At 35.8% G+C, this 22,019-nt stretch carries 13 protein-coding genes and 2 other RNA genes; 3 read left to right on the top strand and 12 right to left on the bottom strand.

What is annotated here, in order from left to right; genetic code table 11:
- Nucleotides 1–367 precede the first annotated feature (367 nt).
- The 6 genes from EP747_RS11005 to EP747_RS10980 form a co-directional block, all read right to left on the bottom strand.
- On the bottom strand, nt 368–8,620 hold the full coding sequence (locus tag EP747_RS11005; RefSeq protein WP_129689904.1) for an InlB B-repeat-containing protein: 8,253 nt from the start codon (nt 8,618–8,620) through the stop codon (nt 368–370).
- Between the two features lie 636 nt (nt 8,621–9,256).
- Nucleotides 9,257–9,614, bottom strand: a transfer-messenger RNA (tmRNA) gene (gene ssrA, locus EP747_RS11000).
- Between the two features lie 349 nt (nt 9,615–9,963).
- Nucleotides 9,964–10,321, bottom strand: a transfer-messenger RNA (tmRNA) gene (gene ssrA, locus EP747_RS10995).
- A 213-nt stretch (nt 10,322–10,534) separates the two neighbouring features.
- Nucleotides 10,535–11,002 (bottom strand): SsrA-binding protein SmpB, encoded by a 468-nt coding sequence (gene smpB, locus EP747_RS10990; protein WP_056469927.1) that lies wholly within the window; start codon nt 11,000–11,002, stop codon nt 10,535–10,537.
- A gap of 92 nt (nt 11,003–11,094) precedes the next feature.
- Nucleotides 11,095–13,533 carry a ribonuclease R gene (rnr, locus tag EP747_RS10985; protein ID WP_129689903.1) on the bottom strand — a complete coding sequence of 813 codons (2,439 nt, stop codon included), beginning with the start codon at nt 13,531–13,533 and terminating at the stop codon, nt 11,095–11,097.
- 66 nt (nt 13,534–13,599) lie between these two features.
- Complete coding sequence (locus EP747_RS10980; protein ID WP_129689902.1) at nt 13,600–14,340, bottom strand: alpha/beta hydrolase; 741 nt, start codon at nt 14,338–14,340, stop codon at nt 13,600–13,602.
- 281 nt (nt 14,341–14,621) lie between these two features.
- Here EP747_RS10980 and EP747_RS10975 point away from each other — a divergent pair, with 281 nt between their 5' ends.
- Nucleotides 14,622–15,113 carry a DinB family protein gene (locus EP747_RS10975; RefSeq protein ID WP_129689901.1) on the top strand — a complete coding sequence of 164 codons (492 nt, stop codon included), beginning with the start codon at nt 14,622–14,624 and terminating at the stop codon, nt 15,111–15,113.
- 225 nt (nt 15,114–15,338) lie between these two features.
- On the opposite strand, the gene secG is transcribed toward EP747_RS10975, so the two are convergent.
- The 3 genes from secG to EP747_RS10960 form a co-directional block, all read right to left on the bottom strand.
- The gene (secG, locus tag EP747_RS10970; protein WP_129689900.1) at nt 15,339–15,572 is read right to left on the bottom strand and encodes a preprotein translocase subunit SecG; all 234 of its coding nucleotides are present in this window, start codon (nt 15,570–15,572) and stop codon (nt 15,339–15,341) included.
- An 84-nt stretch (nt 15,573–15,656) separates the two neighbouring features.
- Nucleotides 15,657–16,586 (bottom strand): alpha/beta fold hydrolase, encoded by a 930-nt coding sequence (locus tag EP747_RS10965; protein WP_129689899.1) that lies wholly within the window; start codon nt 16,584–16,586, stop codon nt 15,657–15,659.
- The gene (locus EP747_RS10960; RefSeq protein ID WP_129689898.1) at nt 16,579–16,800 is read right to left on the bottom strand and encodes a hypothetical protein; all 222 of its coding nucleotides are present in this window, start codon (nt 16,798–16,800) and stop codon (nt 16,579–16,581) included. Before EP747_RS10960 ends, EP747_RS10965 begins: the two co-directional genes overlap by 8 nt.
- A 186-nt stretch (nt 16,801–16,986) precedes the next feature.
- Here EP747_RS10960 and EP747_RS10955 point away from each other — a divergent pair, with 186 nt between their 5' ends.
- Nucleotides 16,987–17,553: a hypothetical protein gene (locus EP747_RS10955; protein WP_129689897.1), complete on the top strand. Its 567-nt coding sequence runs from the start codon at nt 16,987–16,989 to the stop codon at nt 17,551–17,553.
- Between the two features lie 159 nt (nt 17,554–17,712).
- On the opposite strand, the gene EP747_RS10950 is transcribed toward EP747_RS10955, so the two are convergent.
- The 3 genes from EP747_RS10950 to EP747_RS10940 form a co-directional block, all read right to left on the bottom strand.
- On the bottom strand, nt 17,713–18,324 hold the full coding sequence (locus EP747_RS10950; RefSeq protein ID WP_129689896.1) for a TasA family protein: 612 nt from the start codon (nt 18,322–18,324) through the stop codon (nt 17,713–17,715).
- 85 nt (nt 18,325–18,409) lie between these two features.
- The gene (gene sipW / locus EP747_RS10945) at nt 18,410–18,952 is read right to left on the bottom strand and encodes a signal peptidase I SipW (protein WP_419179306.1); all 543 of its coding nucleotides are present in this window, start codon (nt 18,950–18,952) and stop codon (nt 18,410–18,412) included.
- Nucleotides 18,924–19,589, bottom strand: coding sequence for a DUF4047 domain-containing protein (locus tag EP747_RS10940; RefSeq protein WP_165346995.1), 666 nt, complete (start codon nt 19,587–19,589; stop codon nt 18,924–18,926). The genes sipW and EP747_RS10940 overlap by 29 nt, the downstream gene beginning before the upstream one ends.
- A gap of 275 nt (nt 19,590–19,864) precedes the next feature.
- On the opposite strand from EP747_RS10940, the gene EP747_RS10935 reads away from it, so the two are divergent.
- Entirely contained in the window at nt 19,865–21,562 is a 1,698-nt protein-coding gene (locus EP747_RS10935) for a M4 family metallopeptidase (RefSeq protein ID WP_129690184.1), read from the top strand.
- Nucleotides 21,563–22,019: the final 457 nt, after the last annotated feature.

Below are 22,019 nucleotides of genomic sequence, written 5' to 3'. Positions count from 1 at the left end.
TTGTAAAAAAAGCTCTTATTAAGCAAAATATTGTTAATTAACAAAACCGAATCCATTTTGTTCAAATTTGGGGGAATTTAAATATTTTTTAAAAAAAATTAATTTACTAATTCGTGGTGCCAATAATTGTTATCAAAAATTTTATTGTATTTTAATATAATTACGGTTTTATTAAAATAAAAAATAAGACAAGAATACTAAAATTGTATTCTTGTCTTTTATTATTTTTAAGGGAAAGTTTATATGAAAAAAGTTATACTAATCGTTTTACCTGCTTACTTTTCAAAAAGGGTGTTAAATCAATTACCTTATCAACACCCTTTTTAATTTTACTTGAGAGAATTTGTACTGCTTGTTATTACATTTTTTATAGTTTGATCGCTACAACACTTGACCAGTCGCTATAGATTTTTTTCGATCCAACAATTTTAAATGAACGGACTTTGTAATAGTAAGTTTTACCCTTAGTTAATCCAGTATTTGTGTATGACGTCGTTTTTACGTCACTTAAGTGCTTATAAGAACCAGTTTTTGAAGTTGATTTAACAATTTCATAACCTGTAGCACCTGACACACTTGACCACGTTAATTTAGCTGAAGTTTTTCCGTACTTTGTCACTTTAGCATTTGATGGTTTAGCTGGAATTGCTACCCATTTCGCATAAATTGTCGTGTTTGTTGTAACTCGATCCTTCGCAAAGTTCCAAGCTACTTTACCTGAAGCATCTTTGTACCATCCAAGGAATACATAACCTTTTCTAGTAGGTGATGCTGGTTGACCTACTGTTGAATTGTAATTCACTGTTTTAGTAGCTACAGAACTTCCACCATTACTGTTAAACTTAACAGCGTATTTGTTAATGTTCCATTTTGCATAAAGTGTAATATTACTTGTTAATGTTACATTTGGTCCAACTGCTGTTTTTAATGTAGCATCTTTGTACCAACCAACGAATGTATAGCCCGTTCTTGTTGGTTTTGGTAAATTAATAACGCTATTATAATTTGCAGTTTTGTCAGCCACTTGACTGCCGCCATTGCTAATATAGTGAATCTTGTAAGAGTTAATACTCCATTTCGCATACAAGATCATGTCCCCTGATACTTTATCAGTTTCAAAGTTCCATGGTGTTTTACCTTCTGCATCTTTGTACCAACCAAGGAAAGTATAGCCTGTTCTTGTTGGTTTTGATTCATCAAGTAATGAGTTGTACTCTGCTTTTACTGATACTACAAGTCCAGCGTCTTGCGTGTCATAGATTACAGTGTATTTAGCTAGTTTCCATTGTCCATAAAGTGTTTTTGTAGAATAGATCGAGCTTGTGAAATCCCAAGGAATTGTACATTCTGCATCTGCGAACCAAGCTAATTCATAGCCATTAACAGTCGGAGCTGTTATTCTGCGTGATACAATTTGATCTTTTGTTGCATCCTTAACTTCTTTAGGAGCATCACTTGAAAGAACGAAATGTACATTATATCCATTCACCACTTTTTGGGTTACGTTTACATCTGCATAATCAGTAGCACTGATATTGATCTTGAAATCTCCAGTTTTAGTGAAGACACTCTTATCAATTGTAATCGTACGTGTAGCCTTATCTACTTTATATTTTGTTCCATCTAAAGTAACTGCACCAACTTTAATTCCAGTAATAGCATTTGCCCACTCAGAATCAACGAATTCAAGTGTAATATCGTTACCTAGCGCGTTATCTGTCGTATCTGTTAAAACTAGAGATCCGACTAAAGCATATTTTGCATAAAGTGTAATTGGTTTTGTTACAATGTTTGAAAAATCATATGGTGTTGTTAAATTTTGATCTGTATACCAGCCATAGAACTTATAGCCAACTTTTGTAGGATCTAGTGGCTTTGTTGCATTTCGATCTACGATTTGAGCCGGAACAGGATCACCACCATTTGATACAAACGTTACTTGATATCCGATTACTTGATCGGTAACAACTGCATCCGCATAACCTTCAGAAACAATCGTCACATTGACCTTTTGTCCTGCTGTGAATAGATCATGGTTTAACGTAATTGCGTTATTGCTAATTGTGAAATCCTTGTTTAAAACTAAATCTTTTGAACCGATTTTTACTGCTTTGATATTATTTTTCCATGTTCCATCATCTGTAAATGGTAACGTAATATCGCTACCTACAGTGTTTCCAACTGTATCCTTCAATACTTTTGGCGGTGTTTTAATCCAACATACATAGTAAGTTGCATTATCTGTTAAATAAATACCGATAGTTTGTGAAATCGGTGCTACTTTGTCAATTGAGTTTGCACTGTCTAGATATAATTTTTCACTTAGTGAAAGCGTTCCATTTGTGATATGTGATAATGCTGATTGCATACTAGGTGCATTAGCAATCCCATTCACTAGGCCATCGGCGAAGTATAAGTCACTTGAGTTCTTTACCGTTCCGCCGTTTAAGTCAATATGACGTCTGTAACTAAGTTTAATATTTGGAATCACGATCTTTTCACCAGTCGTTGCAGTAAGTGTTAAATTATATCCACTAATTTGCCCTGCATTTGATAAACTTGGTGCTGCACTAAACGCAAATTTTTGATCTGGATGTTCACTTGCAAATTTTTCCGTCGCAGTCGTAAATGAAAGCGTTCCAATTCGATCATTCGTTGACATGTCATATGTGCTTGGATCTAACGTATAAGTTGTCGGTGTAGCCTCTGCCGTTCCATCACTCTTTAATTTATAGTAAGTGGCTTCGATTTTGGCAATTTGATTTTTACCCGTTAACCAAGGGATATTCGCTGCATAATCTGGAATATTGACTTTCAAATCTCCTTCACCAAGTACCCAACCAATACCGCTTGCTTCACTGATTCCGTCAAACTTCAGTCCATTTGGTTTCGTAACATCAACTGGTGAATAGTTTTGCGTAAAATTAACTTGCCATTTCGCATAAACTTTTTGATCTGCACTTATATTATCAGTTGGGTTCCAAATACTTGTACCAGATGGATCGTTAAACCAACCCATAAATTTATAGCCAGGTCTTGTTGTACTAGGATTGCTTTGATATCCAGCTTGATTGTAAATGACATCATTATTTACATGGGTTTTACCCGGTCTAAATCCAACTGCGATTGGATCAACTGGTGCCCCACCTTGACTATCAAACGTAATACCATATCCAACTGCTTGAGTATAAAAACCGTTTGAATCAAGTCCGATTGTTTTAACTGGGTAAATTGTATTATCTGCACCCTTTGAGCTGATATCAAACTTATACAACTGAGGCAACCAGTTCGTTCCACCTGGATTGATTGGCGAAGCTTGACTAACAGCTGCATCATTCGTCTTGAATAAATCTGCCTTAAACGTAATTTGACCTGGTACACTAATGTCGTAATATTTGTTCCCACTAGCGTCTTTCAAATCTGTGATATCTAGAAGGGTTGCGTTGTTTTGTGTTCTCACCTTTATATTATTAATTCCATTACGCCAATTCGCATCATCTGTAAAGGTAAACGTTAAATCCTTACCTACATGTGCTTTTGATGGGTCAGTCACTTCTGGAATGGTAGGCGTCGGAATTGGTACCGTTGAAACCGTAAAGCTATTCGTTACATCTTGATAACCAGTAGCCTTGATCGTAACCGTGTAATTCTTAGCCGTCGTAAATAAAGAACCAGGTAACGTAATTTTAGAAGGCATAACCGCTAACGCGCCAAATTGATCATAATACGTATATGCTTCTGAGATTTTCACTAAATTTGTTACGTCTGTTGAATCTAGCATCACTTTTGTGATCGCTTTTCTCCATACCACATCATCTTTAAACACATCACTAACTGGGATGAGAGAGATTGACGAACCATTTTGTAAGTCTTGTAACTTTGGAATGGTCGTATCAGTTGTTTTTTGTCTTGGACCTGCAAAATTTAGCGCTGCTCTTATTTGTTCGATTCCATCACCAGCATGTAAGGTGAATGTTTTTGCAAGGCTATCGAATCTTGGATCTGTATAACTTCCTCTGTTTGTTCCAATCGTCACATCTTCCGTTAACTTTAGTTGCGGTTCTGGAACCGTTAACCCTGCGTCGATCGCACTTTGATTTTTCAACCCAAAGTTTTTGAAAATAAAATAGAAATCATTGTAATCAATTTTACTTGTCGCAATCATCGAACCCGTATAGTTAATATCATTGTTACGAACGTTTCTTAATAACGATTTAACTGCTGGATCGTTTCCACCAAGAAGCGCACTTAGGAACGAATAATCGTTATAAGCTTGGATCTCCGAAGTTATGTCATTGATATCAATGACGTTATCCCCATTAACATCTCCACCTGAAAGAATCGGGAAAAGACCTCTGATATCTTTTATTGTTCCTGATTGGTAGCCAAATTTGTTTTCACCAATGACTGGTGTTTTCTCATATCCTTTGAAATGTCCTGGTACACTCGCTTCGACAGAATATGGAGAGTCACTTACATCCATTGTTACAGCATAATACGGGTTAATAAACGTATAAGCCATTGTGTTATTAAACGATGTAGGATTATCCGTTTCAAACGTTTTACCCTTCACATCTTTAACCGTTACCTTCGCTCCTGAATCCACTGTGAATTGAGGATATTCATTGCTTACGTTGTTTCTTGCAAAAGCTTCAGCCGCCAATTGACCTCTAAGCACGGAAATTGACTGTCTGATATAAGGTACATTTGTTGGGAACCACGTAACTTTCGTATCCTCACCTGATAACGTTAAAGTGGATCGCAAAAACGAAAATTCAAATGGTCCTGTAATCGGATCTGGGTTATCATAGGTTACATCTGCTTCGATAATATTCATATCATGGTCAAGTGCACCGTTTGCACCAATGCCAGATATCGTAATATCTGTGTTTTTACCACTTTGCCAGACTGGATCAGTATAAGGTTCACCTACAGTTAATACCTTAGTCGGGTCAATCCCTTTGCTGTTTAAATAGTTTTTATACTCATCTGTTAATCTTATATTACTAAATTTGTAAACGTTATTACTATTGAGTGTGATTTTAGCGCCTGTCATACCCACGCTGTGCTTTGTTGCGATTGTCGTTTTGAACGGTTTATTCGCATCGACAACAACTTTATCTTCATTGCCTGGCCCCGCATCAACACCTCCAGAATTGGTAACTGTTAAATATGGGGTACCTTTTTTAATGAAATAATATTCCTGTTTCGTCATCGATGGATCACCAGACCCAGCATAATCAAGTGGGTAGACCCAGAAATAGCTACCGAATTTTGACGCTACGTCCTCAGGCGTAATGCCGAAATGGAATCGACCTTTCTCATCCGTATCGAACCTTACAGTTGGCGAATCACTATCTTGGAAACCGAGAACTGTGTTCAACCCTTGGTCGACAGGTACAGGTGACCCATCTTTTGGACTTGGCACCGTGGTTTCGCCATTATTTTTCATCACTTCGACGTTTGAATCGTAGACTGAACCATAAAATCCTTTAATCTCTTGACCAGGTTGGTAACCTGTCGTATCGATTTCATAAATTCCTGGTTTTGAATCACTGTCCATCTTGATCGTTGGTGGTGTGTTGTCTACATAAAGTGTATCTTCTTTTGTATAGCGTTTTCCTGCTTCATCCGTCATGATCATTTCAAGAGAATAAGTTCCCTCTTTTATCACTGCAGGTTTTGTTGCTACTCCGGATGGATCATATGAACCATCATATGGCTTCGTAAATGGAAGATATTGCCCCAGGTAGAGTGTGATTCGACTGTTGTATTGGACTCCTGGAGTAATCTCGCTTGCATCCACTAGAGAGTTCGTCAACCCTAAATAATTTCCGTCCTTATCTTTTAAGACCATATAGAAGTCTTTCATTGCATTATTCACCGATAAGTTGTAAGTCGTTAGGCTATTCGGTGTCATTGCCTTCGTCGTCACTTTAAACGAATCAATGCCTTTCTCAGCTACGGCAATCGTGAACGGAACTCGATAAGACTCCGATGAGTCCGCCGCATTTACAAGGTTAATATATCCCTCATAAGTGCCATCCAATGCATTTGATGGTACTGTAATTTTTGCTGTTGCTTTTACGGTACTACCACCATCAACTTTAATAGATGTCACGTTTGACCCACCAGTAGAAAATGCGATTTTGACATCATTTCCTGTGCCAGGACCTACTTTATTCGATTCAGCAAATTTTGTTGAAATGAACTCTGTACTTACGTTAAATGTTTTACCGTTTGTTCCTTTGTTCGTTACGTTAAAATCTTTTGATGAAATCACATCATCAGATCCGTTCGTTGATCCTTCTCCTCTACCTTTAAAGCCAAAGAACATGCTTCCTGTAAGGTTATCAACTTGAGTTAGCATCGAATCTGAATTAACAGCATATGCCTTATCTAAAACTTGGATTTTTACATCCTCATTAATTGCGCGTGCAGGATCAACACGTCCAGCACCGACTTGGTATACGCTATAAGTTTTTGAATCTGTATTTATATCTTTAGCTGTATTCATTAATGCCGACTTGACATCTGCCGGAGTATATTCTGGATTTGCAGCTAAAATCAATGCTGAAATACCTGCAACATGAGGCGTTGCCATTGAAGTACCTGACATTAATTCATAAGAATACTTATAATCTCTTTGGTCTACACTTACATCTGATTGTGGTTCCCAAAGGTCATATGGAACAGTCGACGAAATGTCAACACCAGGCGCTACAACATCTGGCTTGATTGTCCAATCTTTTACTGGTCCTGTTGAGCTAAAGCCTGCCAACTCGTCACCTTTCTTTGCGATTGGCGCATCCAGTGTATCTGGGAACGTAATTGTTGCTGATTTAGGATCCTTGTAAATCGCATCAGAAAGAGCTTGTCCCTCTGCTTGAGTCAATGAAATGGAATACACATTATCCATGCTAACGCCTAAGAAGCTATTAATAAATCCTTGGTTCTCTTCATCGGCATTATTGTTCCAAATGATCATACCTGCTACGCCGGCTTTATGTGCATTGGCCATTTTTGTTTGTAAAAACTCACCGCCACGCTTCACAAGCGCAATTTTACCAGACATATTTAACCCATTGTAATCTGCCGCACTCCCTAAGCCAACATCAACAATTGGAAATGTTTTACCTTTAAACGCGTCGTCTGCTTGTGCGAAGTTTTTACCAAATAATCGAGCTTTGTATGAAGCTGATCCGTTCTTTAGTGTCATCGAAGGAATCTCACCTGGAATCGTACTTGCACCAACCGTTATCGCTAGTGCAGAAGTTCCTGGTGAACCGACAGTTGCTGTACCTGGACCAGCGTTACCCGCTGCAACATCACAAACAACACCCGCTAAAGTAGCATTGTTAATCGCAATACTAGTTGGATACATTGGGTCGTTAACATTTGCACCAAGAGAAAGATTGATAACATCCATATGGTCCTTAACAGCTAGATCAATACCGTTTAATACCGAGTCTGATGTACCATGGCCACCTGGTCCTAATACACGGTATCCATAAAGGTCTACATCTGGCGCTACTCCATTCGCTGAATAGACATCGTTATTATTTGTCGTATTTGCAGCAATTGTCCCTGAAACGTGCGTTCCATGAGATGTAATATACTGCTTGTAATCTGCAGGAGGTGGACCAGAAATTACATCCGGTTGCTCCCTATCAGCTACCCAATCATCATAAGTTGTTTCCATTGGATCATGGTCATCAACATATTTTACATTTCCATTTTCATCAACGCCTACATTATTTACAAGGTCATGTCCTCCTTTATAGACAGCCTTCAAATCAGGGTGATTGTAATCAATACCAGTATCGAGTACACCAACCTTAATTTTTTGGCCTTTTCGAGGACCCGATTTAATAATACCTGTATTACCTTCAGCTTGAAGTTTATCTAATCCTAAGTAGGAAAGCGCTGATGTTGGCTTGCCTACAGATCCACTTGCCTCTTGAGCTTGTGGAGCACTTCCTTCAGCAACCGTATATTCTACTTGAGACCAAATAGAAGCAACTTCTGGATTTTCTGCAATTTTTTCAACTAATTTTGCAGGTAGTGATAAAGCAACTCCATTAAATGCTTCTGTATATTCTCTCGTTATACTAATACCCGTTTTAACAGTTTTCCCGCCAACTATTTGCGTTTTAGGCTGTGCATTTACAAAGCTCTTAAATTTGGCATGAGAATCTTTGACCTTATTTTGTGCGTCAGAATATTCGTTTGCAAAAGCTTGACTATTTACAGTTGCTCCGCCTTTAGCCAACGATTGCTTTATGATTTGGATCTTAGCTGGATCTTCTTTAAATTGAACTAGTACTTTAATATTTTTTTCAGGACTATTCAAATCTTTCTGATCGACACGAATTTTTTTGGCATTGTCTGCTCCAGTGAGCTTATTTATGTTAGCCTTTTGTTCTGGTGTCAATCCAGCCAAAATGCGATTCACTTCATCTGCTGAAAATTTTCCATCAGATGAGCTTTTTGAGCTTTTTTGATCGACATTCGACTCCGCATGTGCAAGAATTACGCTTTGCGGTAATAAGACATTTAGTAACATTGCACTACTTAATGCAACAGCCGAAAATGTTCGTTTCTTTTGTCTCTTTTTCATGGTTTTCCCCCCATTTTAAGTCAACTTTGATTAAGTATTTAAGTATTTACAATATTCAAATACTAATCTTCCACTTAATAATACTCCACTAAAAGGTAGCTATGTATTGGGGGAATTTGCGATATTTTGTCGTCGTTTGACGAAAAAAAACAATAGGTTTTGCTACAAAAAAAAGGTATTTTACTGTTTTAATGCTTTGAATTGTCGTTTTATGCCATTTTTTTAGTTCCATCAACTTAACATAACAGTTAAATACTTTGGTTTTAAAAAAATGAATACAAAACATTCAAATTTGGGGGAATTTTAGCATTTTTATAATTAAATTCATTTCATTATTTTAGAATACAATATTTTCCTAAATGAATTTAATGTCTTTCATACATAAACGACATAACTAAATACCTTTTTAAAACTGTAAGAAATTTCTCATGAGTTTAACCGAAACGCTAGTTTTAACTTTCTTTTCTATAATATTAGTCATTCTACATCCTCGCTTCTAAGAGATAAACAGGACTAGTAAAAACAGATTTATTGGAGGAAAAAAAGAAAACCTCTTAAAACTTTTATAAATCAAAGTTTCAAGAGGTTTACGAATTATTATTTTAGTATAAAAAAAAACCACCAAACAGTATGTATTGGTGGAGACGGTGGGAGTCGAACCCACGTCCAAGAATATCGGCACTTAAGCTTCTACGAGCGTAGTCACTATATTAGAATTTCGCATACCATTTGGCCCAATGACAGGCTTCCTGATAGCTAGTCTGATTAATCTCTTCCCTTCCCCTCAGACTGCGAGATCCGGCGTAGCCCACTAATAAGTGAACCCCTCTAAGCTATGCACATGGGCGATACATAGGAGGAGCCTTTAGTGCAATTAAGCAGCTAAAGAGAAATTGTTGTTTTTGCCAGTTATTGGCTTTTGCGTTTTAACGAGGCCGACCCCTCGACTCGCAACTTAAGCTCGAACTACCCCTGTCGAATCCGTAACGTCCCCATATAAAATGCTCACATAACTTATTCAGATATGTTCGCTATGAGTGACATACGAAGCATAAAGCAACGGCTTCATAATCTATAAAATCTGCACATCGTGCAATTTATGTTGCTGATTAACTTACAAACTTATTATAGCATATCCATCTGAAGTTACTATTAACAATTGTTTCTAAAACATTAGATTGGTTTCCAAAGCTTCAACAATTATCCATTTTGATTTTCTGACTATAATAACCAGCATTAATTCCTAAAATAAAAAAACCTCTTAAAACATTAATAAATTAACGTTTTAAGAGGTATAATTTCTCATAATTTTAAGCATAAAAAAACCACCAAACAATATGTATTGGTGGAGACGGTGGGAGTCGAACCCACGTCCAAGAATATCGGCACTTAAGCTTCTACGAGCGTAGTCACTGTATTAGAATTTCGCATACCATTTGGCCCAATGACAGGCTTCCTGATAGCTAGTCTGGTTAATCTCTTCCTTTCCCCTCAGACGGTGAGGTCCGGCGTAGCCCACTAATGAGTGAACCCCTCTAAGCTATGCACATGGGCGATACATAGGAGGAGCCTTTAGTGCAATTAAGCAGCTAAAGAGAAATTGTTGTTTTTGCCAGTTATTGGCTTTTGCGTTTTAACGAGGCCGACCCCTCGACTCGCGACTTAAGCTCGAACTACCCCTGTCGAATCCGTAACGTCCCCATATAAAATGCTCACATAACTTATTCAGATATGTTCGCTATGAGTGACTTACGAAGCATAAAGCAAAGGCTTCATAATCTATAAAATCTGCACATCGTGCAATTTATGTTGCTGATTAACTTACAAACTTATTATAGCATATCCAACACAAGTTGCAATTAACAATTGTTTCTAAAAGAAAAACAGAATTCCAATGCTTCTACAATTATCCAATTAGATTCGTTGACGATCTCTAAATGCACGCTCTACTTCACGTTTTGCTTCTTTTTTCTTTAAATCATCACGTTTATCGTATTGTTTCTTACCTTTACCTAATCCAAGTAATAGCTTAGCATAGCCATTTTTCAAATAGATTTTTAAAGGTACTAAAGTATAGCCTGTTTCCTTTGTATAACCGATTAACTTTACGATTTCTCTATTATGTAGCAATAATTTTCGAGTACGTAATGGTTCGTGATTGTAGCGATTACCTTGCTCATATGGACTAATATGCATATTATGAAGCCATACTTCTCCACCTTGAACACGAGCAAATGAATCCTTTAGATTAGCTTTTCCAGCACGTAATGATTTTATTTCAGTACCTTGTAATACGATACCTGTTTCATACGTTTCTTCGATAAAGTAATCATGATACGCTTTTTTATTTTGAGCAATTACTTTCCCTTCACCTTTTGGCATAAATAACACCTCTCTATCTTTACTTATTTTACCATAAAATATGTTTGTATACATAAAGCAGTGGACAATTTTGTCCACTGCTTTTTTATTTACTATCGTTTTTTATTACCTTTAGCTACTTTTTCGTAAAAAGGCTTGTTCTTTTTGCTTTTACTTTTACTTTTCGTTGGATTAAAACGATCATCGCGTTTATTTCTCGATGATTTACCACCACGTCCGCTATCTTTCTCTTCATTTCGAGGTGAACTATCGCCACGTCTTCCACGAGAACGGCCACTGCGAGAGCTGTCTCCATTTCGATCTGAAGAACCTCTTCCGCGTCCACCTCTTCCTCTGCCGCCACCAGAGCCACCGCCAAGATTAACCGGCCCTCTATCGCCGCTTCTACGAGGTTTGTTCGATTTCATACCAACAATTTCAAAATCGATTGCTCGTTCTTCTTTATTAACATTAACTACTCGAACTGATACCTCATCACCGATTCTGAAGATTTTCCCTGTTCTTTCACCAATCATTGCGTACGTACGCTCGTCATAGTTATAGTAGTCATCTGATAAATCAGCAACTCGAACTAATCCTTCAATCGTATTTGGCAGTTCAATAAACATACCGAAATTTGTTACAGAGCTAATAATACCTTCATACTCTTCACCAATTTTATCAAGCATGTACTCTGCTTTTTTCAAATCATCAGTTTCTCTTTCTGCTTCAACTGAGCGACGCTCCATATTGGATGCATGCTCTGCGATTGCAGGTAATTTATCATCCCACTCACGTTTTGTCTCATTATCCATTTTTCCTTCGATTAAATATTTACGAATTAATCGATGGACAATTAAATCCGGATAACGACGTATTGGAGATGTGAAATGAGTATAATACTCCGCTGCCAATCCAAAGTGGCCAAGATTATCAGCCTCATATTTCGCTTGTTTCATCGAACGAAGCATAACTGTTGAAATTACTGTCTCCTCTGGTTGCCCATGAACCATATCTAGAACTTGTTGCAACGCTCTCGGGTGAATTTCATTTCCAGCGCCTTTTACTGTATAGCCAAATGATGCAATAAATTCAAAGAATCGTTGTAATTTTTCTTCTTTTGGATCCTCATGTACGCGATACATGAACGGTACATTTAGCCAGTGAAAATGCTCAGCAACAGTTTCATTCGCTACAAGCATAAATTCTTCAATTAGTTTTTCTGCAGTTGAACGCTCGCGAATGACGACATCAGTTGGATGACCATCTTCATCAACTAATACTTTTGATTCTTTAAAATCAAAATCGATTGCTCCACGAGTCATTCGTCGATTACGTAAAATTTTCGCTAATTGAGCCATTTCCTCAAACATTGGGACTAACGGTTCGTAACGTTCACGTAATTCAACATCTTGCTCATCTAATATTTTATTTACATCGCTATATGTCATTCGTTCAGTTGTTTTAATAATACTTTCAAAGATTTCATGCTTAACAACTTCACCTTTTTGGTCAATTTCCATTTCACATGAAAGTGTAAATCGGTTTACTTTTGGATTTAATGAACAAATTCCATTAGATAAACGATGCGGAATCATCGGAATAACTCGGTCAACTAAATAAATACTTGTTCCACGATCATGTGCTTCTTGATCAATTGGTGAGCTATCTGTGACATAGTATGAAACGTCTGCAATATGTACCCCTAACTTGTAATGACCATTTTCAAGCGCTGTTACTGTAACGGCATCATCTAAGTCCTTCGCATCAGCTCCATCTATCGTTACAATTTGTTCGTCACGTAAGTCGCGACGAGTGCCAATTGCTGATTCATCAATCTCATCTGGTACAGCATTCGCTTGATCCATTACTTCCTTAGGGAATTCTTGAGGTAAATCAAACTTATGAATAACCGATAGAATATCAACACCAGGATCATTTTTATGTCCTAGTACTTGAACGACAATACCCTCTGCATTTTTACCATTCTCAGGAAACTGAGTAAGTTCTACAACAACTTTATGACCTTCCACTGCACCTTGAGAATTACTCTTTGTTATAAAAATATCACTTCCGAATCGCTTATCATCAGGAATAACGAATCCGAAACTTTTCTGAGCTTGGTATGTACCTACCATTTTCGTTTGACCACGTTCAACAATTTTTACAATTGTACCTTCTCTACGTGCATCACTTTTTTCTTTTGTAATACGAGCTAAAACGATGTCTCCATGTAAAGCGCCATTTAAATCTGACGGTGAAATAAATACATCTTCTGCCCCTGCTTCTTCTGGAATGACAAACGCAAAGCCTTTAGCATGGCCGGTTAATTTACCTCTAACTAAATTAGATTGATCAGGTAAACTGTATTTATTATTTCGAGAACGTACAATATACCCCTCATCTTCTAAAATAACGAGCGTTTTTACTACTTCTCGAAAGTCACTTGCATCAGTCAACTCCATAGCCTCTTCAATCCCTTGTATATTTAAAGGCTTATAATCTTCTCTTTTCATCAATTCCAATAATTTTTCTTTCCATTGTTGATTCATACTTTTCCCTCCTTTTTCTAATTGCTAAAGGGTATATAATTTAAGTTTGTCCAGAAAGATTTCATTCTACCATTCCAATTCATTAAGAAATGTTAGCACATCTTCATGTAACATGTCTTTTTCTTGTCCAAGCGTAATAACATGCGTTGAATTTTCGTACCACTTTAATTTTTTCTGATCAGATTGTACTTCATTATAAATAATATTTGCGCTGTTTGTATTAATCATCTCGTCTACAGTAGATTGTACGACAAATGTTGGTGCATACACTGTATCAACATTTTCACGCACTTCTTTAATTAAACCTTGAAGAGCTTTTAATGTATTCATCGGAGTTTTTTTAAACTCTTCCATTTCTACTTCAATTTGTTCAGGAGATTTCCCTTCACGTTTCTTAAACTCTCTTGTATAAGCTAGGACACCTTCATACATAATTTCTTCACTTTTTATGTACATTGGCGAACACATTGTGACAATACCATTCAATGGAACAGTATAACCTAGCTTTAATGCAAATACTCCTCCTAAAGATAGACCTACCGCTGCAATTTTTTGATGTCCTTTATCCTTTAGATATTGATAAGCTTCCATTACATCCTTCCACCAGTCCTCTGGTCCAGTATGAACAAGCTCATCTGGTGGTACACCATGTCCTTTATAATGTGGTGCATGACAAGTATAACCTTGTTTTTCTAAAAAACGGCCAAGCATACGAACATCCGCAGAATGTCCTGTAAATCCATGTAATAATAAAACTGCTCGATCTCCACCTTCAAATGTAAATGGCTTCGGCATTGTTACTCTCATATATACTCACTCCAAAACTTTTCTATCCATTTTTCTTTCGTTACTTTTATAATACCTTTAAATGATTTCATTCATTTAAATAATTAATTGTCATCTTCTCATTTCTCAATTTTAATTTATCAATAATAAGATTTAACTAATTTTACGTAAAGATTCTTTTATTTTACCTTTCATTGCAAAGATTTACCAATAAACAGTTTTTTTAATTAACTTGTTATGATTTAATAAAAGGTGTGGTAATAATAATGTTGGTAATTTAACCAACAAGAGGAGGATACGTTATGTTTAATAATGTTGAAGAATTTATTACTGAATGGAAAATGGAAGAAGAAAACACGATCAAATTACTAAATGCTATGACTGATGAATCACTTGATCAATCAATTGGTGAAGATTTTAGTTCTTTAGGAGAATTAGCTTGGCATATAACTACAGCAATTAAAGCGATCATTTCACAATCTGGTTTACAATTCGAAGCATCTATGAGCAAGGAAGAAATGCCTGCAACTGCGAAGGAAATTACTGAAAAATACGCAGAAGCTAGTAAAGCAATGATTGAAGCAGCACAAAAAGAATGGAAAGAAAAAGATTTAAATCAAATTATTAACGCTTTTGGATTCCTTGAAATGCCTATTTATGCATTACTACGTATGGCAATTTCACACCAAACGCATCACCGTGGCCAAATGACTGTATTAATGAGACAAGCAGGATTAGCTATTCCTGGAATGTACGGTCCAAGTAAAGAAGAATGGGCTGCAATGAAGGGTTAAGTTTTTAAACTTTTATCTACATACTAAAATACAGCCAAAACTTGGCTGTATTTTTTTTAATCCTAATCAACATCTCTATATTAATTATTGAACATATTTCCAACTATTACTTAAATTACCTTATTTTCTACTCTTAACTACAGTATAAATAGATATCAAAAATGATGTCCTATTTATTACAATTTTAACAAAATAAAAAAGCCACCCCTGTAGGCAGCTTGTTTATTACAGTTTAAAATATGTTACAGCAATCGATAGAATGAAGAATAAAACTGCTACAACAACTGTTATTCGTTGTAAAACTAGTTCAAAACCACGAGCTTTTTGCTTGCCAAACAGTTGCTCAGCACCACCAGATATCGCACCTGATAGACCGTTACTTTTACTAGATTGAAGTAGAACTAAAACAATCATAAGTACTGAAACAATAATTAAAAGTACAGATAAAAACGTATGCATTTCTTCACCTCCACAGTAAAATACTGTTACTTCCTATTCTACTATGAAGAATACTATACTTCAATATGAGAGTACAACACTTATTTAATGTTTTAAGATCGTTTCTTCTATCCAAGTTTTTACATCTTGATAAACTTCATCTTTATTGGTTTCATGAAGCATCTCATGGCGACCTTCTTCATATAATTTCAACTTTACATTTGTACATCCAATATCTTTATATAACCCATAAACCTTCTTTACACCGTTACCATTTTGACCAACTGGATCTTTATCTCCAGAAAAAATATAAATTGGCATTGAAGTTGGTGTCTTCTTTATTTCCTCTTTACGATGTATAATACCGATCCCTTTCAACAGTTCACGATAATAACTTGAAGAACAAATAAAACCACAAAATGGATCTTTTATATAGCGATCAATCTCAGCTTCATCTCTTGTTAACCAATCATATTTTGTTTTAGGAAACTTAAAATGATTATTGAAGTTCCCAAAAGTTAAGAAGTCTAAAATTTTACTTCTCTTATTAGCACCAATCAAAAATGCCTCAGCACTTGAAATAAAGACGCCTAATTTTCTTAGTATTCCTGGATCGCATCCGGTTCCTGAAATAATTAGACCATCGTATAGTCCTCCATTTAATTGAACTACTCGTCTGCTTAAATAAGACCCCATACTATGTCCAAATAGAATTAAAGGGATATCTTTTAATTCTTTTCTAATCATCTTACTTATAAAAATGATATCTTTAGCAACTTCATCCCAGCCGATTTCTTCACCAAAAAAACCTAAATCATCTTCAAGCGCAGCTGTTTTCCCGTGACCTCTTTGATCATGTATAAAGACTGCAAACTGATTATGAACTAAATATTCAATAAATTTTTCATAAGCCCCACCATGTTCTGCCATTCCATGTACAATTTGAATTACAGCAATTGGTTCAGCAGGAATATATTTTCGCAAATAGATTTTTGTTCGATCCTTCGCCGAAATTAATCCTTCCCAATTATTCATTTTTATGCCCCTTCATCTCATATGTTGTAAAAGATACTAATAAGAAAAAACAAATGAAATAGATTATTTCTAATCGTATGTATTTAAATGTAAATTCATCACCTAATAATCTCCAAAAAACAATTACTATTGAAGCAATAACAATAATAAATGGAAGTAAATATGTTTTAATAGTATACCAAAAAAAATCTTTTAAGTATGCGAAAAAGTTCATAATTATCCTCCCAACTAATTGCCACTCATATCCATAATTCAATACTAAACCAAATTTCCTTATTCTATAGGTTCATTTGTTGAACCTTTTATGTCAAAGTTAAGCTCATTTTTAGGATTTTAAACTAATCATGTTTTGTATTGAGGTTTGAATAGAGATAAAAACAGAATGAATGGGGGATTCGAAATGAAAAGAGGCATACAAACAATCTTAAGCATTGTCTTTGCAATTGTAATGCTTGTCCTATTCGTCATTTTTTTCATGAGGGACGATTCTTATCGATATCCAATCGCACTAGGTGGCTTCGCTTGTGCACTCGTGCCACTCATATTAGATAAGTTTTTTAAAATTCGATTTGCATTTTCATTTATTATCTCTTATTTTGCTTTTTTAATAGGGTCCCTATGTCTTGGTTCAATGCTTAGATTTTATAGTTTAGGCTGGTGGGATACGTTTTTACATTTTCTAAGTGGCACGCTAGTCGCGTTTTTAGCAAATGATTTAATGGGAAAATTGACAACCAAACAGTATCGGAGTGAAATGTCCGCCGGATTCATTTTTCTATTTGTTTTTTCATTTGGAGTATTTTGTGGAGCCATATGGGAAATTTGGGAATTCAGTAGCGACCAATTTTTCGGAACTAATACTCAAGGCGGTGGTAATTTTGATACAATGACAGATATAATCGCAGACTCAATTGGAGCACTCATTGTCGCATTTGGATTTGCTAGAAGGACGAGAAGGAATAAATAGACTAGGTTAACTGGCTATTATTAATACAAAAACTTCAGAAATAATTGATTAAATATATAAAACAAAGAGCCTATCACAAAAATCCATATAAACTAAAAGTACCCACAAGTATTTCCTTGTGGGTCTTTTTTAAATTTCCTTTTCCCTTAACCCTGACTCTTAATTGCTATCTGAGTCTGTATCATCATGGTAAGTTGAACCTTCTGTCTGTGCATTAAATTTCCAATTTACCAGTAGCTTATCACCTTGGAATTCATTTTGGTTTTCTCCATTATCAATAAACTCAAATAATACGAAGATTTTTTCTTTATCTCCAGGAACAATGCCGTCCTGTTTAGTATATCCAAGCCCAGTATCTATTGCAGTAATATCTGGTTGTTGGTTTTGAAGGTCATACAGTGTTGTTTCAACAACTGTGTTCGTCGCACTACTTGTGTTGTACATAATTGTCACTTTAATATTTTTCGCTAAGTCTTCTTTATTATCTGATTTGACATCCTCAACAGTATATTTTGTATCTAGTAAGACCTTACCAATCTGTAATGTACCATTGTTTTCCAGTGTAAATTCACGATAGATTTGGTCACCTGGTTTGATATCGCTGATGTTAACTACCGCATTAGGATTCATCCCTAAATCTAATGTACCCGCTGCAAATGTATTTTGTGTATCAACTGCGTCATTAAAATATGCAAATGTTCCTCCACCGATTAATGACATCCCTAGCGCCGCAGTCATAACTCCTTTTGTAATCTTTTGTGTAAATCCCATTTTAAAATCCTCCTCTATTATGTAAAAAAATATATTAAACTCGTGCGTATTTGGTAAGGATACACACGAGATTTAACCAGTATAATTACGCTTTTTCTACTTCAAGCTCTTTTTTTGCACCAATGATTGAACGCATTGCAGAAATGAGCAGTAGTATACCAGGGACAATTAATAAAAGAGCACCCGCCTCTTTGGATTTAGTAAAATCCATTGCATAGCCTATATATGGGATCGTAAAGCCCGTATACTGACCAACTATATCCTCTTTTGAAACCTCCCATAAATCAGGGGCATTATTATGATCACCTTTTGTTTTATACAGGACTTTTCCACTCACTTTGTGTATGTCAATAATTCTATGAGTAATTAACTCTTTTTCTTTGTGAAATGTAATAACGTCTCCTTTTTGATAAGTAGAATGGTTGTTTCGTAACTTAATAGAAATGATAGATCCTGTTTGGAATGTTGGTTCCATCGATCCAGATAAAACTACTTTGATTTGGTATCCTAAAATCGTCGGTTCTCCTCCAGCTATTCTGGAAGAAAGGACAACAAATGCTAATATACATACAAAAACTAGGAAAATACTTCCCGCTAGACTACTTACTATTCGCAATATTTTCTTTATCAATTTCTGTCACCTGCTTTTCCATATTTGAGTTCTTTTCTGCTACTTGATTGTTTGCTGGAATCTCGGTTTTATCAGTGTCTTGTAGATGATCTCTAGAGCCTTTTTCCTTTTCTTCTAAGTCCTTTATTTGCAACGTAATAGAAGAACGAATGTCGGCTATTTTTTGAAAGTCAATCTCATCTTGCACCTCTTTTATAATGCGATCTACTTTCTGAAATCCTTCACGCACGTAACCGAATGTTTGATTTCCTGTCATTTTTTGGTCCTGCAACCTATTGTCATAAGAAGACATTTCATCATACACAAGCTGTAAACTATTCGATTGTTGGTATAATTTATGTTCAATCGTAGTGATTTCGGTTAGTCTGATACGCAATTTTCGTAATGATTGGTCTGGTGTATTTGCCATAATCGATTCATAATTTCCTTGCATCTGATTTTCAAGATCCTCTGCTCGCTTATCCAACTCTTCGATGGTTGCTGGAAAAACAAATGCTGCGGCTACTGTAATAGGTTTTGGAGAAAGTTGACTTGAAAATAACGCTTCCGTTTCTCCTACTATTTGAGACCCTACATAAAAGGACATGCAGCATAAACAAGGAAACAGGATGACTTTATGAAATGCTCTCCTCATTTTTATTCCCCTCTTCAAAACAAATCTATTTGCATTCATTATTACCGAATTATCAGTAAATTGATATCGAGATATTTTCCTTAAAAAACGGTGTAGAATTTTGATGATTTTGCTCGAAACTTTAAAAAAAGCTTAAATAACTGGCCAAAATTATCTCAAATTGAAGTTTCTTAAAAACGATTGATTTTATTGTGAATTTTCCCAATAATTTAAATTGTTTCAACATTACTTTCACATAAGGAGTGAGATTTTTGAAAAAGAAACAACAGAAAAGAATGAGTAAAAAAGCGGCAATTCCAGCTTTAATGGCTTTAACGGTGGCTTTTGGAGGAGGGTTAACAACTTTGCCTTCATTTGTAAATGTAAAAGCAAGTGCAGCAACAGTTAATCAAGCATTAAGTAAGGAAGAGGTTGTAAAGACATACCTTAATTCAAAAGTAGTAGATCTAATGAAATCGGGATCTGCATGGGAACAATTCAAGATTGTAAGCGAACAAGCTGACAACGAGACTAATACTTACCATGTAAGAACAGTTGAACAGTACAAAGGAATTCCAATCTATGGATCGGGACAAGCTGTCGCTCTTGACGCAAATAACAATGTTTATGCATCATTTGGTAATGTCACACAAAAGTTAGCTCGTTCAGTTATTCCAACAGAAGCGACTATTTCCGAGGAAGATGCTGTTGCAACTGCTAAAGAGGGTATTGAAGAGGAAATCGGTACAGTAAATAATTATGACAAAATCGATGCGCAATTAACGATCTATCCATATAATGGGAAGTATTACTTAGCGTATTTAGTTAAGGCTTCAACTTCTGTTCCAGCACCAGGATACTTTCATTACTTTGTAGATGCTACAAGTGGAGAAATTATTAATAACTTTGATGCTATTGATAACTTAGCAGATCCAGCGTCGCTATCACCAGTAATGGCAAAAGGGTTGGATGCACATGGAAAAATGCAAACTTTCCCTGTTGGTAAGGATCTTAAAACAGGTACAAGCTATTTATATGGTGGTTCTGTAACTGGTTCTAGTGCTGCACCTACTGTTGTTCCAATTGCTACTTTTGACGCACATCGTACGGATGAATTGCTTTTCAACATCGCCTCAGGTCTTTTGGGATTTACAGGATGGGAAGTGACAACAAACAGGGCTGATAACATGTTCCTTAATCCTGCTGCTGTTTCAGCACACATAAACTCTGATAAAGTGAGCAAATACTATCAAAACATACACAAACGTAATAGCTTAGATGACAAAGGTATGGCGTTAATCAGTTCGGTTCACGTTGGTGCAAAATGGAATAATGCCGCTTGGAATGGTGTAGAAATGCTTTACGGAGATGGTGATGGGATTCAATATGGTTCAATGTCTGGTGGATTAGACGTAACTGGTCATGAGATGACACATGGTGTTGTCGAACATACGGCAAACTTAACTTATCAAGGTGAATCTGGAGCCTTAAATGAGTCATTAGCTGATATCTTCGGTGAATTCACTCAACAATACACTACAGGAGTGACAGAATGGGAACTAGGAGAAGATATAACTACTCCTAACATTCCTAATGACGGAGGACTTCGCTCTATGAGTGACCCTGCTTCTAAGAAAACAAGTACGAAATATATGCCATCAGGTCATTATCCTGATACATACCAAGACCGTTACCTTGGTGATTTAGATAATGGTGGCGTTCATATAAATAGCGGTATTAACAACAAAGCAGCTTACTTAATAGCTAATGGTGGTACAAATAACGGATATACAATCACTAAATTAGGTAGAGCTACTGTAGAAAAAATCTATTACCGTGCTTTAACAAAATACTTAACAGCATCTTCTGGATTTAAAGAAATGCGCGAAGCTGCTATTCAAGCTTCACGTGACTTGTATCCAGATAAAAATGGCGTACCATCAACTCAAACAAAGGCTGTAATGGACGCATACACATCCGTAGGAGTAAATTAAATAGTTTAATATTTATTATAGCCATGAACGAATTCTTTTTCGTCATGGCTTTCCATTTTTGTAAATGTTCTCTCCTATCTTCTACAGGATCACTCTTTTTAGTTTCCTTTGCTTTTTTTTAATCAGCTTTATCCTACTTTCGATTCATCTAATGACAAAATTCCCTCTACAGTTTAACCTCAACTTAGCAATTTAGTTACAGGAATGATCATTTTCATAAAATACAATTGGGTCATTTCATTAAAAAAATAACAAAAAAAAAGACCTTTGAAATGAAAATCCTTTAATAGACGTTCTAGATTAACCCAATTGTTTTTTGTATTGTAATTCGAAATAATTAGATTATGATTTATAAAAAAACAAATAGATAAACGTCAATTACGAGCAGCCCTGTAATTGATGATTGATCCGAACAATCTTTAATAATTGGTTCGTATACATTCAGACAAATTAAGCA

This window comes from Gottfriedia acidiceleris (genome assembly GCF_004138285.1).
GTDB classification, from domain to species: Bacteria; Bacillota; Bacilli; order Bacillales; family Bacillaceae_G; genus Gottfriedia; species Gottfriedia acidiceleris_A.
Note: the sequence above shows the minus strand (reverse complement) of the source record. Positions and strands in the feature narration are given on the sequence as shown.

Coding starts and splice junctions, on each gene's coding strand:
- EP747_RS10980 (WP_129689902.1), bottom strand. CDS start 14,340: ATGAGAGTAACAATGCCGAAGCCATTTACATTTGAAGGTGGAGATCGA.
- rnr (WP_129689903.1), bottom strand. CDS start 13,533: ATGAATCAACAATGGAAAGAAAAATTATTGGAATTGATGAAAAGAGAA.
- EP747_RS10950 (WP_129689896.1), bottom strand. CDS start 18,324: ATGGGATTTACACAAAAGATTACAAAAGGAGTTATGACTGCGGCGCTA.
- EP747_RS10955 (WP_129689897.1), top strand. CDS start 16,987: ATGAAAAGAGGCATACAAACAATCTTAAGCATTGTCTTTGCAATTGTA.
- EP747_RS10965 (WP_129689899.1), bottom strand. CDS start 16,586: ATGAATAATTGGGAAGGATTAATTTCGGCGAAGGATCGAACAAAAATC.
- EP747_RS10940 (WP_165346995.1), bottom strand. CDS start 19,589: ATGAGGAGAGCATTTCATAAAGTCATCCTGTTTCCTTGTTTATGCTGC.
- EP747_RS10935 (WP_129690184.1), top strand. CDS start 19,865: ATGAGTAAAAAAGCGGCAATTCCAGCTTTAATGGCTTTAACGGTGGCT.
- EP747_RS11005 (WP_129689904.1), bottom strand. CDS start 8,620: ATGAAAAAGAGACAAAAGAAACGAACATTTTCGGCTGTTGCATTAAGT.
- EP747_RS10960 (WP_129689898.1), bottom strand. CDS start 16,800: ATGAACTTTTTCGCATACTTAAAAGATTTTTTTTGGTATACTATTAAA.
- EP747_RS10975 (WP_129689901.1), top strand. CDS start 14,622: ATGTTTAATAATGTTGAAGAATTTATTACTGAATGGAAAATGGAAGAA.
- secG (WP_129689900.1), bottom strand. CDS start 15,572: ATGCATACGTTTTTATCTGTACTTTTAATTATTGTTTCAGTACTTATG.
- smpB (WP_056469927.1), bottom strand. CDS start 11,002: ATGCCAAAAGGTGAAGGGAAAGTAATTGCTCAAAATAAAAAAGCGTAT.